The organism is Mumia sp. ZJ430 (genome assembly GCF_011751845.1).
In the GTDB taxonomy this organism is placed as follows: Bacteria; Actinomycetota; Actinomycetes; order Propionibacteriales; family Nocardioidaceae; genus Mumia.
Genome location: NZ_JAAHFK010000002.1, coordinates 1,119,463 through 1,129,631, shown reverse-complemented (window position 1 = coordinate 1,129,631; position 10,169 = coordinate 1,119,463). Strand labels below are relative to the sequence as shown.

The following is a 10,169-nucleotide window of genomic DNA, read 5'->3' as shown; positions in this document are numbered from 1 at the left end:
GCGGTCAGGCGAGGATGACGCCCGCCGCGTCGAGGTCGGCGCGGGTCTTGGCGAGGTTGGCCTCGGACACCGGAGCCGTGAGATCCATGAGCACAGTCGTCGCGAAGCCGTTCGCTGCCGCGTCGAGGGCGGTCGCCCGTACGCAGTAGTCGGTCGCGATCCCGACGACGTCGACCGCGTCCACGCCGCGGTCGCGCAGCCACGCGTCGAGAGCGTCCTCGGACCCGGTGGCCGTGCCCTCGAAACCGGAGTAGGCCGCGTCGAACTGCCCCTTTTCGAAGACCGCCGCGAACATGTCCTCGCGGAGCGGCTCGTGGAGCTGGTTGCCCTCCGTGCCGACGACGCAGTGCGGCGGCCACGAGTCGACGAAGTCGGGAGCCTCGCTGAAGTGCGTCCCGGGATCGATGTGGTGGTCCTTGGTCGCGACGACGATGTCGTACCCGCCGTCGGCGACGAGCTTCGCGATCCGCTCGGCGACGTCGGCGCCCCCGGCGACGGCGAGCGAGCCGCCCTCGCAGAAGTCCTTTTGCACGTCCACCACGACCAGTGCCTTGCTCATCGTGCTCCCTCGCTCGCCGTGCCCTCGAAGACAGTCGGGATCGCAGGCTCCCCCCGCGACAGCTGCCGCGCCTGCAAGGGTAGCTCGGCCAGCGAGGCGCGGAGCCGGTCACGGGCCACGTCGAGCGGCTCGTCGTGGACCCGCTCGCCGTCACGGACGAGCGGCACCAGCAGCGGGCGGTCGTTGTGGTCGCCCTCGGGGGCCTCGCCGATGCCGATGACCTCCGCCGTCGCTGTGCCGCGGTCGTCGAGTCGACGCAGGACGTACTTGCGGCCGCCGATCGAGATCTTGTCCTTGCTGGCCTTCGCGACCGACACCATGGTCGCGTCCGCGCCGAGACCGTCGGCCCGCGCGACGAGCTTGTAGACGAAGCCGCACGTGGGGTGTCCGGAGCCGGTGACCAACGATGTGCCGACCCCGTACCCGTCGACCGGCGCCGCGGCGAGTCCGGCGATCGCGTACTCGTCGAGGTCGCTGGTCACGACGATCTTCGTCGCCGTCGCGCCGAGGTCGTCGAGCTGGCGCCGGACCTGCTTGGCCAGCAGCGGCAGGTCGCCGGAGTCGAGGCGTACGGCGCCCAGGTCGGTGCCCGCGACCTCGATGCCGAGGCGTACCGCCTCCGCGACGTCGTACGTGTCCACCAGCAGCGTCGTGCCGACGCCCAGCGACTCGACCTGGGAGGTGAAGGCGTCGCGCTCGGTGTCGTGCAGCAGCGTGAACGAGTGCGCCGACGTCCCCGTGGTCGGGATCGCATAACGGCGCCCGGCCGCAAGGTTGGACGTCGTCGAGAATCCGCCGACGTACGCGGCGCGGGCCGAGGCGATCGCGGCACTCTCGTGGGTGCGCCGCGAGCCCATCTCGATGCACGGGCGGTCGCCGGCGGCCACGATCATGCGCGCCGCCGCCGAGGCGATCGCCGAGTCGTGATTGAGGATCGAGAGCAGCACCGTCTCGAGAACCACGGCTTCGCCGAAGGTGCCCTCGACGACGAGGACGGGGGACTGCGGGAAGTAGGTCTCGCCTTCGGCGTACCCCCACACGTCGCCGCTGAACCGGTAGTCGGCCAGCCACGCGAGTGTCGGCTCGTCCACGACGGACGTCTCGCGGAGGAACGCGAGGTCGTCGTCGGTGAACCGGAACGCCTCGATCGCGTCGAGGATCCGTCCGATCCCTGCGACCACGCCGTAGCGCCGCCCGTCGGGCAGCCGGCGTGCGAACAGCTCGAACACCGAGCGCCGCTCAGCGGTGCCGTCGGCGAGCGCTGCCTGGAGCATCGTCAGCTCGTAGTGGTCCGTGAGCAAGGCGGTGGAGGTCACGGCGTCAGCGTAGTGCGGCTCCTAGCGGCGCACGCGGAAGCGCGTGGTCGCGTACGGGCCGGCGCCCTTGGCATTGACCGCCCGGACGTGGACCGTGAGCCTGCCCGTACGGAGCTTGCTGCGCTTGACGATCAGCCTCCGCGTGGAGGCGGAGACGGTACGGGCAAGAAGGGCCTTCTTGCCCTTCTTGATCACCACGCGGTAGCGCAGGACGCGCGTCCCGCCGCTGCGCGCGGGTGCCTTCCAGCGGACGGTGCGCTTCTTCGCGGTCGTCTTGCCGGTGACCTTCAGCGCGCGCGGCTTCGACGGCGCGGTCGTACGGGGCGGCGGTGCAGGTGGACGCGGGACTGGCGGGGCAGCGAGGGCCGGGAGACGGAGGACCTTGCCCGTCGCGGTGTCGTTGGCAACCCACAGGCGCCCCGCAGCGTCGAATGCAAGGTCCGACGGGTAGTCGATCTGCGTCGCGGCACCGCTGATGACGAAGACGGGCGCGGCGTTGCCGTTCGCTCCAGGGGCGAAGACCCGGACGGAGTCGTCCGTTCCGTTGGCGACGTAGATCCGGCCGTACCGGTCGACGGCCACGCCGCCCACCTCCTCGAGGCCGGTCGCTGGTCCCGAGATCGTCCGCGACGGCGTCGCGGGGCCGCTCGCACCCGCGGTGAAGACCTTGACGTACGGAGCAGCCGGGTTGCCACCGCTGACATAGAGCGACGTGCCGTGCACCGCCACGCCGAGGGGAGCCGAGGTGCTGAGCGTCCGCAGCCGGGTGGTGGAGCCGACCTCCAGGCGGACGACTTCGTCAGTGCCTCCGCTGGTCACCCACAAGCCGGTCGGCGACGTCGTCGCGAGGTCGTTCGGTGCGGAGATCAGCGTCGCCGCGCCGATCGCCGACTGCATGACGAACCCGTTCCCGCTTGCCGGGACGGCGTACGTCCGGATCGCGTTGTCGTTGTACGCCGCCATGTGGAGTCGGCCGTCCGTCCCGACGACGATGCCGGCGGGCTTCGTCAGGAAGCTCATCCCGGGAGACGTCGAGTCGAGGACCGCGCCGGGGGCGGTGTCGCCCGCGGCGTCGGCGGCGAAGACCCGTACTGACCCCAGCGTCGACCCGCTGAGGAAGTTGCTGACGAAGATCCGTCCGTCCGGACCGATCGCGAGGCCGACCGGACGTTGCAGGCCCGTCAACGGCCCTGAGATGACCCGGTCGGGGGCCGGGGCGATCGTGGCGGCCGGCCGTACGGCCGGGTCGCCGGCCGTGGCGGGCGAGGGGATGACTGCGAGGGCGCCAGCGACCAGGGCGGCAGCGGCGGTGGCCGCGAGGGCTCTTCTCATGTGCCGCATCACAGCAGGGCAGCAGGGCCAGGCGATCGGGGTTTGCACGTGCGCCACAATGGTGCAGGTGAGCACGCCAGCGCCGATCGAGCTCGACGAGCCGGAGACCGACGAGGTCACCGAGCTCGACCGACCGTGGGTCACCATCGTCTGGAACGACCCGGTCAACCTGATGTCGTACGTGGCCTACGTGTTCAAGAACTACTTCGGCTACTCCGACGCCAAGGCGCACGAGCTGATGATGAAGGTGCACAACGACGGCAGGGCCGTGGTCTCGTCCGGCCCGCGCGAAGAGATGGAGCGGCACGTGCAGGCGATGCACGAGTACGGCCTGTGGGCGACCCTCCAGCGGGAGGACGCGTGAAGGCGTTCGAGCGGCGCAAGCGCGGCCGGATCCGGGCAGAGTTCGAGCCGGCCGAGGCGGCGCTCCTCATCAACCTGCTCGGTCAGATCATCGAGCTGCTGCGCGACCGCAACGGGCCTGAGGAGTCGTCGATCGACCCGCTGTTCGGCCAGCTCGGCACGACCGGCTCGTCGTTGCCGCCGGAGGACCCGGTGCTGCGCCGCCTGCTGCCCGACGCCTACCGCGACGACGACGAGGCGGCCGGTGACTTCCGTCGCTTCACCGAGCGGGGCCTGTCCACCGTGAAGGTCGAGAACGCGCAGGCTGTGGTGGCCTCGCTGGTCGCGGGTGGCTTCGATCTCGAGGACCCCGAGAGCTCCGAGGACCCGGTCGAGGTCGAGCTCGGCGACCGTGCTGCGCAGTCGTGGATGCGGGCGCTGACCGACATCCGGCTGGCGCTCGCCGTCAGGCTCGGGATCGAGTCCGAGGAGGACGCCGAGGCCGCTGCCGAGAGCGACGACCAGGCGGTGTCCGTCGTCGTCGACATCTACGACTGGCTGGGCTTCGTGCAGGAGTCGCTTGTCAGCGCGCTGGACTGACGACGTGGCCGGTGACCGTACGCGCTGGTGCGTGGTCACGTTTGTCGAGTCTGAACCTGCGCCGGAGGAGTTCGGCCGCGACGCCTGGCCGTTGCACGTCACGTGGGTCCCGCCCTTCGACGCCGCCGAGGACGACGTCGTCGGAGCGCTGAGCGGTGTGCTCGCCGGCCGCCCGCCGATCGATACCCGCGCTGTCGCCGACACCTGGTTCGGACGGCGCCGCGAGGTCCGCGTCGCCGAGCTGGCCCGCGTGGACGAGATCGACGCCCTGCACCGCGCGATGCTCGCCGCGCTCGACGATGTCGGCGTCGACGTCCGGGCGATGCGGCACGTCGGCGACCGGTTCCGACCCCACGTGTCCGAGCAGCGCGGGCGCGGTGTGGAGATCGGCGCGCCCGTACGGCTCGAGGACGTCTCGCTGGTCGCGATGCGCCCGGACGGCGATGCACGGCGACGACGGGTCGTACGGACCTGGCCGCTCGGTGGCCCTGCGACACCCTGACGTGCACTGTCCCACACGCTCGGCTTCCCGCATGGTGGATGCCGGGCGTCCGCCATTCGGGACCGCGTACCCTGTGAGGCATGCTGACCATCGACCAGGCGACCTACGACGCGATCATCGCGCACGCCCGTCGGGACCATCCCGACGAGGCCTGCGGCGTGGTCGCGGGGGCCGTCGGATCCGATCTGCCGACGCGCTTCGCGCCGATGGTCAACGCGGCGATGTCGCCCACGTTCTACGAGTTCGACTCGACCGACCTGCTGCGGCTCTACCAGGAGATGGACGACAACGACGAGGAGCCCGTCGTCGTCTACCACTCGCACACCGCGACCGAGGCCTACCCATCCCGTACGGACGTCAACCTCGCCGGTGAGCCCGGGGCCCACTACGTCCTCGTGTCGACCCGTGACGGCGCACACGAGTCCGGCCCCGTCGAGTTCCGGTCGTACCGGATCGTCGACGGTGAGGTCACCGAGGAAGAAGTCAAGGTCGTTGAACGTTACGACGACGTAAGCACCCGTTCGAAGGAAGCAGACGTCTGATGGCCATCGAGGTCCGAGTCCCCACCATTCTCCGCACCTACACCGACGGCGAGAAGAAGGTGTCCGCCGCCGGTGACTCGGTCAGCGCGCTGATCGAGGACCTGGAGGCGAACCACTCCGGCATCAAGGACCGGCTGGTCGAGGACGGCCAGCCGCGTCGCTTCGTCAACATCTATGTCAACGACGAGGACATCCGGTTCTCCGGCGGCCTCGAGACGCCGCTGTCCGATGGCGACGTCGTCGTGATCCTGCCCGCGGTCGCGGGCGGTTCGCGCTGACCGGCGCCCCGTACGCACGTTGACCTCATGCGCTTCGACAACCTGATCGACTCCGTCGGCAACACCCCGCTCGTGGGGCTGCCGAGGTTGTCGCCGACCCCTGAGGTCCGGATCTGGGCCAAGCTCGAGGACCGCAACCCGACCGGCTCCATCAAGGACCGTGCCGCGCTCGCGATGATCGAGCGCGCCGAGGCTGAGGGCGTGCTGCGGCCGGGGTGCACGATCCTCGAGCCGACGTCCGGCAACACCGGCATCTCGCTGGCGATGGTCGCCAAGCTGCGCGGCTACCGCATGGTGTGCGTCATGCCGGAGAACACGTCCGAGGAGCGGCGCCAGATCCTGCGGATGTGGGGCGCGGAGATCGTCTCGTCGCCCGCGGCGGGCGGCTCCAACGAGGCCGTCCGCGTCGCGAAGCGCGTCGCCGAGGAGCATCCCGACTGGGTGATGCTCTATCAGTACGGCAACGCCGCCAACGCCGACGCGCACTACCGCGGCACGGGGCCCGAGATCCTGGCCGACCTGCCCGAGGTGACGCACTTCGTCGGGGGGCTCGGCACGACCGGCACGCTGATGGGCGTCGGGCGGTTCTTCCGCGAGGCCAAGCCCGAGGTGCGCATCGTCGCCGCCGAGCCTCGCTACGGCGAGCTCGTGTACGGGCTGCGCAACCTCGACGAGGGGTTCGTGCCCGAGCTGTACGACCCGCAGTACATCGACGCCCGCTTCTCTGTCGGCCCGCGCGACGCCGTCCGGCGCGTGCGTGAGCTGCTCGAGGCCGAGGGCGTCTTCGCCGGCATCTCGACCGGCGCGATCCTGCACGCCGCGCTTGCCCAGGCCTCGAAGGCCGTCAAGGCGGGGGCATCGGCCGACATCGCGTTCGTCGTCGCGGACGGTGGCTGGAAGTACCTCTCGACCGGCGCGTACGAAGGCACGATCGACGAGGCCGAGGAGCGCCTCGAGGGCCAGCTCTGGGCGTAGGCCCTCCACTTTCCGTTGGCCCCAACGAAGAAGTGTTGCCCCACCGCACATGCGCGGTGGGGCCTGCACTCTTCCTTGGGGCCAACGGAAAATGGGAGGGGCGGGACCATCGCTCAGGTCGGGTAGCCCTCGAACGGGCCCGTCGCCCCGTCGACCAGCTCGCGGAGGATGTCCGCGTGGCCGGCGTGGCGGGCGTACTCCTCGACCATGTGGATCAACACCCATCGCAGCGAGACCGTCGGGCCGTACCAGGCCGTGCCGGTGTCGGTGAGGTCCAGGTCGTGGATCACCTCGTCGGCGGCCTTGCGCGCCATCGCGAAGTAGGCGAGCACGCCCTCGGTCGTCTCCCACGGCTCGATGCGCCAGTCGGCGTCCCAGTCGTCCTCGTCGGCCGGGACCTCGAGCGACTCGCGGCCGAACGTCGAGCAGAACCAGGCGTAGTCGACGGACGCCAGGTGCTTGACCATCCCGAGGAGCGTCGTGCCTGACGGCACGATGGGCCGCCGCAGGTCGTCGTCGGACAACCCGTCGATCTTCCACAAGATGGCGTCGCGGTGCCGGTCGAGAGCCACGTACAGGCTCTCCTTCTCGTCTCCGGTGAAAGGAACTCGTCTCATGGAGGGACTGTAGGGGAGCGTGGTGTGGACACGCCGCTCGTTCCTCGCGGCTGCTCGACCAGCCGGTGGGTGACGCGACGCGCCGTGTGGCCTGGACCGCAATGTGTTTCGTGCGTGTGAATCGCCCACTAGGCTCGCTCGGGTGAACGACGCGCCCATCGGCATCTTCGACTCCGGCTTCGGCGGTCTCACCGTCGCTCGTGCCGTGATCGACCAGCTGCCGAACGAGGCGGTCCTCTATCTCGGCGACACAGCCCGGCAGCCGTACGGGCCGCAGCCGATCGGTGACGTCCGCGAGTACGCCCTCGAGTGCCTCGACCACCTCGTCACCCAGGGCGTGAAGGCGCTGGTCATCGCGTGCAACTCGGCGAGTGCCGCCGTGCTCCGCGACGCCCGCGAACGCTACGACGTGCCGGTCGTCGAGGTGATCGTGCCCGCGACTCGACGTGCGGTCGCGGCTACCCGCAACCACCATGTCGGCGTGATCTGCACGCGCGCGACAAAGGCCTCGATGGCCTACGACGATGCGTTCGCCGCCAACCCGACCGTCCAGCTGACCGTCGAGGCGTGCCCACGCTTCGTCGAGTTCGTCGAGGCAGGGGTGACGTCCGGGCCCGAGCTGCTGGAGGTCGCCCACGAATACCTCGCGCCGCTGCAGGCCGCCGGCGTGGACACGCTCGTGCTCGGCTGCACTCACTATCCGCTGCTGACCGGCGTGATCTCGTACGTGATGGGAGACGACGTGACGCTGGTGTCGAGCGCCGACGAGACCGCCAAGGACGTGTACGCGCTGCTGGTGCGCCACGAGCTCGAGCGCACCACGGACACGCTGCCCGAGCACCGCTTCCTCACGACGGGCCAGCCGGAGCAGTTCCGTACGCTCGGCCGTCGCTTCCTCGGCCCCGAGATCGAGCAGGTCGACCAGTTCTCCTCGATGGGCATCACCGCGTGGGTGGGCGCATGAGGCTCACGATCATCGGGTGCGCAGGCTCCTACCCAGGGCCCGACTCCGCCGCCAGCTGCTATCTCGTCGAGGCGCCGTACGAGGGCCGTACCTACCGACTCGTCGTGGATCTCGGCAATGGTGCGCTCGGTGTCCTGCAGCAGTACGCCGCGATCGAGGACCTCGACGCGATCGCGGTCTCGCACCTGCACCCGGACCACTACATGGACATCTGCGGGATGTACGTCTACCGCAAGTACGTCCCTGGTGGCCCGCTCCCACGCATCCCCCTGTGGGGCCCCGAAGGGAGTGCGCAGCGGTTCGCCGAGGCGTACGACCTCCCGCGCGATCCCGGCATGACCGAGGAGCTCGACGTCTTCGCGTGGACCGACGGCGAGCCGGCGACGCTGGGCCCGTTCACAGTGACGCCGACTCTGGTCGACCACCCTGTCGAGTCGTATGCGCTGCGGATCGAGACCGACGGGCGGGTTCTCGTCTACTCGGGCGACACCGGCCCGACGCCGGCGCTCGCGGACGCGGCCCGTGATGCCGACGTCTTCCTCTGCGAGGCTTCGTTCGTCGACGCCGGGGGCAACCCACCCCATCTCCATCTCTCGGGGACGGACGCCGGCGTCGCGGCGACGGAGGCCGGTGTCGGTCGTCTGCTGCTCACCCACGTGCCGACCTGGACCGACCACGACGTCGTCGCCTCAGAGGCCAAGGCCGCGTTCGCCGGGCAGAGCGAGCTCGTGGTCCCGGGCAACGTCTACGAGGTGTGACGCAGGCCCGTACGGTCACCGCGTTAGGCTCGCGGGCATGACTTCCCGCGAGGACGGCCGCGCCGTCGACGAGCTGCGTCCGGTCACCATCACCCGCAACTGGCTCGACCACGCCGAGGGATCGGTGCTGGTCGAGTTCGGACGTACGCGGGTGCTGTGCGCCGCGAGCGTGACCGAGGGGGTGCCGCGCTGGCGTCGTGACTCCGGCCTCGGCTGGGTGACGGCCGAGTATGCGATGCTGCCGCGCGCGACCCACACCCGGTCCGACCGCGAGTCCGTGAAGGGCCGCATCGGCGGTCGTACGCACGAGATCTCGCGCCTGATCGGGCGCTCGCTGCGTGCCGTGATCGACTACAAGGCGCTCGGCGAGAACACGATCGTCATCGACTGCGACGTCCTCCAGGCCGACGGCGGCACCCGCACGGCAGCGATCACCGGCGCGTACGTCGCCCTGGCGGACGCCGTCTCCTACCTGCGGGGGCGCGGCTCGCTGGTGGCGGAGCCGCTCACCGGGTCGGTCTCTGCGGTGTCGGTGGGGATCATCGACGGCACCCCGATGCTCGACCTCCCGTACACCGAGGACGTCCGCGCCGAGACGGACATGAACGTCGTGATGACCGGCTCGGGCGCATTCGTCGAGGTCCAGGGGACCGCTGAGGGCGCGCCGTTCGACCGTGTGGAGCTCGACGCGCTGCTGGCGCTCGCCGAGAAGGGCTGCGCCGATCTCACGGCGATCCAGGCGGCCGCGCTCGGTGGGGGCGCGGCGTGAGCGAGGCGGGGCGCCGGGTCGTCCTGGCGAGCCACAACACGGGCAAGCTCGCCGAGCTGCGCCGCATCCTGGAGCCCGAGCTCCCGGGCATCGAGGTGCTGGGGCTGGGCGACATCGGTGACTTCGCCGAGCCGGTAGAGGACCAGCCGACCTTCGAGGGCAACGCGCTGCTCAAGGCGCGTGCCGCGGCGAAGGCGACCGGCCTGCCGTCGCTGGCCGACGACTCCGGTCTGTGCGTGGACGCCCTCAACGGCATGCCGGGCGTGCTCTCGGCTCGCTGGGGCGGTCGACCCAAGTCTGATGCGCGCAACAACGCGCTGCTGCTCGACCAGCTGGCCGACGTGCCGGACGAGCGCCGCGGCGCGGAGTTCCGGTGCGCGATGGCGCTCACGATGCCGAGCGGGGCGGAGGTCGTCGAGATCGGCATCATGCGCGGCCGGATCCAGCGCGAGGCGACCGGTGACGGGGGCTTCGGGTACGACCCGCTGTTCGCGGCCGACGGCTACGACGTGTCGACCGCCGAGCTGACCCCCGCGGACAAGGACGCGATCAGCCACCGGGGCAACGCACTGCGCGCGATGGTCCCGCACCTCGTCGCGCTGCTGGCCTGAGGCC

14 protein-coding genes are annotated in these 10,169 nt (G+C 70.6%); 10 read left to right on the top strand and 4 right to left on the bottom strand.

The genetic code is table 11. From position 1 onward, the window contains the following. Nucleotides 1–4 precede the first annotated feature (4 nt). From HCT63_RS12000 to HCT63_RS11990, 3 genes are read right to left on the bottom strand one after another with little or no spacing between them, the layout of a single operon-like run. The gene (locus HCT63_RS12000) at nucleotides 5–559 is read right to left on the bottom strand and encodes an isochorismatase family protein (protein ID WP_167004636.1); all 555 of its coding nucleotides are present in this window, start codon (nucleotides 557–559) and stop codon (nucleotides 5–7) included. After that, complete coding sequence (locus HCT63_RS11995) at nucleotides 556–1,875, bottom strand: nicotinate phosphoribosyltransferase (RefSeq protein ID WP_255490664.1); 1,320 nt, start codon at nucleotides 1,873–1,875, stop codon at nucleotides 556–558. Before HCT63_RS11995 ends, HCT63_RS12000 begins: the two co-directional genes overlap by 4 nt. Nucleotides 1,876–1,896: 21 nt before the next feature. Then, nucleotides 1,897–3,207, bottom strand: coding sequence for a fibronectin type III domain-containing protein (locus HCT63_RS11990; protein WP_167004633.1), 1,311 nt, complete (start codon nucleotides 3,205–3,207; stop codon nucleotides 1,897–1,899). A gap of 58 nt (nucleotides 3,208–3,265) precedes the next feature. Between HCT63_RS11990 and clpS the strand changes: the two genes are divergently transcribed. The 6 genes from clpS (at nucleotide 3,266) to HCT63_RS11960 (ending at nucleotide 6,446) form a co-directional block, all read left to right on the top strand. Beyond that, nucleotides 3,266–3,571 (top strand): ATP-dependent Clp protease adapter ClpS, encoded by a 306-nt coding sequence (clpS, locus tag HCT63_RS11985; protein WP_167005016.1) that lies wholly within the window; start codon nucleotides 3,266–3,268, stop codon nucleotides 3,569–3,571. Beyond that, on the top strand, nucleotides 3,568–4,149 hold the full coding sequence (locus HCT63_RS11980) for a DUF2017 domain-containing protein (protein WP_167004630.1): 582 nt from the start codon (nucleotides 3,568–3,570) through the stop codon (nucleotides 4,147–4,149). The genes clpS and HCT63_RS11980 overlap by 4 nt, the downstream gene beginning before the upstream one ends. 31 nt (nucleotides 4,150–4,180) lie before the next feature. Further along, nucleotides 4,181–4,651, top strand: a complete 471-nt coding sequence (locus tag HCT63_RS11975) for a 2'-5' RNA ligase family protein (RefSeq protein ID WP_167004627.1) — start codon at nucleotides 4,181–4,183, stop codon at nucleotides 4,649–4,651. An 80-nt stretch (nucleotides 4,652–4,731) separates the two neighbouring features. Continuing rightward, complete coding sequence (locus HCT63_RS11970; RefSeq protein ID WP_167004624.1) at nucleotides 4,732–5,193, top strand: M67 family metallopeptidase; 462 nt, start codon at nucleotides 4,732–4,734, stop codon at nucleotides 5,191–5,193. After that, the gene (locus tag HCT63_RS11965) at nucleotides 5,193–5,471 is read left to right on the top strand and encodes a MoaD/ThiS family protein (RefSeq protein WP_167004621.1); all 279 of its coding nucleotides are present in this window, start codon (nucleotides 5,193–5,195) and stop codon (nucleotides 5,469–5,471) included. Before HCT63_RS11970 ends, HCT63_RS11965 begins: the two co-directional genes overlap by 1 nt. A 27-nt stretch (nucleotides 5,472–5,498) precedes the next feature. Next, entirely contained in the window at nucleotides 5,499–6,446 is a 948-nt protein-coding gene (locus tag HCT63_RS11960) for a cysteine synthase (RefSeq protein WP_167004618.1), read from the top strand. 113 nt (nucleotides 6,447–6,559) lie between these two features. On the opposite strand, the gene HCT63_RS11955 is transcribed toward HCT63_RS11960, so the two are convergent. After that, entirely contained in the window at nucleotides 6,560–7,063 is a 504-nt protein-coding gene (locus HCT63_RS11955; RefSeq protein WP_167004616.1) for a DinB family protein, read from the bottom strand. Nucleotides 7,064–7,205: 142 nt separating this feature from the next. Between HCT63_RS11955 and murI the strand changes: the two genes are divergently transcribed. From murI to rdgB, 4 genes are read left to right on the top strand one after another with little or no spacing between them, the layout of a single operon-like run. After that, entirely contained in the window at nucleotides 7,206–8,027 is an 822-nt protein-coding gene (gene murI, locus HCT63_RS11950; protein WP_167004613.1) for a glutamate racemase, read from the top strand. Next, nucleotides 8,024–8,785, top strand: a complete 762-nt coding sequence (locus HCT63_RS11945; RefSeq protein ID WP_167004610.1) for an MBL fold metallo-hydrolase — start codon at nucleotides 8,024–8,026, stop codon at nucleotides 8,783–8,785. The genes murI and HCT63_RS11945 overlap by 4 nt, the downstream gene beginning before the upstream one ends. Nucleotides 8,786–8,822: 37 nt before the next feature. Continuing rightward, the gene (gene rph / locus HCT63_RS11940) at nucleotides 8,823–9,554 is read left to right on the top strand and encodes a ribonuclease PH (RefSeq protein WP_167004606.1); all 732 of its coding nucleotides are present in this window, start codon (nucleotides 8,823–8,825) and stop codon (nucleotides 9,552–9,554) included. Next, nucleotides 9,551–10,165, top strand: coding sequence for an RdgB/HAM1 family non-canonical purine NTP pyrophosphatase (rdgB, locus tag HCT63_RS11935; RefSeq protein WP_167004603.1), 615 nt, complete (start codon nucleotides 9,551–9,553; stop codon nucleotides 10,163–10,165). Before rph ends, rdgB begins: the two co-directional genes overlap by 4 nt. Nucleotides 10,166–10,169 lie beyond the last annotated feature (4 nt).

What these genes read in the sequence shown, in the direction of transcription:
- HCT63_RS11970 (WP_167004624.1), top strand. Translation starts at nt 4,732, where the DNA reads ATGCTGACCATCGACCAGGCGACCTACGACGCGATCATCGCGCACGCC.
- rph (WP_167004606.1), top strand. Translation starts at nt 8,823, where the DNA reads ATGACTTCCCGCGAGGACGGCCGCGCCGTCGACGAGCTGCGTCCGGTC.
- HCT63_RS11965 (WP_167004621.1), top strand. Translation starts at nt 5,193, where the DNA reads ATGGCCATCGAGGTCCGAGTCCCCACCATTCTCCGCACCTACACCGAC.
- HCT63_RS11960 (WP_167004618.1), top strand. Translation starts at nt 5,499, where the DNA reads ATGCGCTTCGACAACCTGATCGACTCCGTCGGCAACACCCCGCTCGTG.
- HCT63_RS11945 (WP_167004610.1), top strand. Translation starts at nt 8,024, where the DNA reads ATGAGGCTCACGATCATCGGGTGCGCAGGCTCCTACCCAGGGCCCGAC.
- clpS (WP_167005016.1), top strand. Translation starts at nt 3,266, where the DNA reads ATGGTGCAGGTGAGCACGCCAGCGCCGATCGAGCTCGACGAGCCGGAG.
- HCT63_RS11955 (WP_167004616.1), bottom strand. Translation starts at nt 7,063, where the DNA reads ATGAGACGAGTTCCTTTCACCGGAGACGAGAAGGAGAGCCTGTACGTG.
- HCT63_RS11990 (WP_167004633.1), bottom strand. Translation starts at nt 3,207, where the DNA reads ATGAGAAGAGCCCTCGCGGCCACCGCCGCTGCCGCCCTGGTCGCTGGC.
- HCT63_RS12000 (WP_167004636.1), bottom strand. Translation starts at nt 559, where the DNA reads ATGAGCAAGGCACTGGTCGTGGTGGACGTGCAAAAGGACTTCTGCGAG.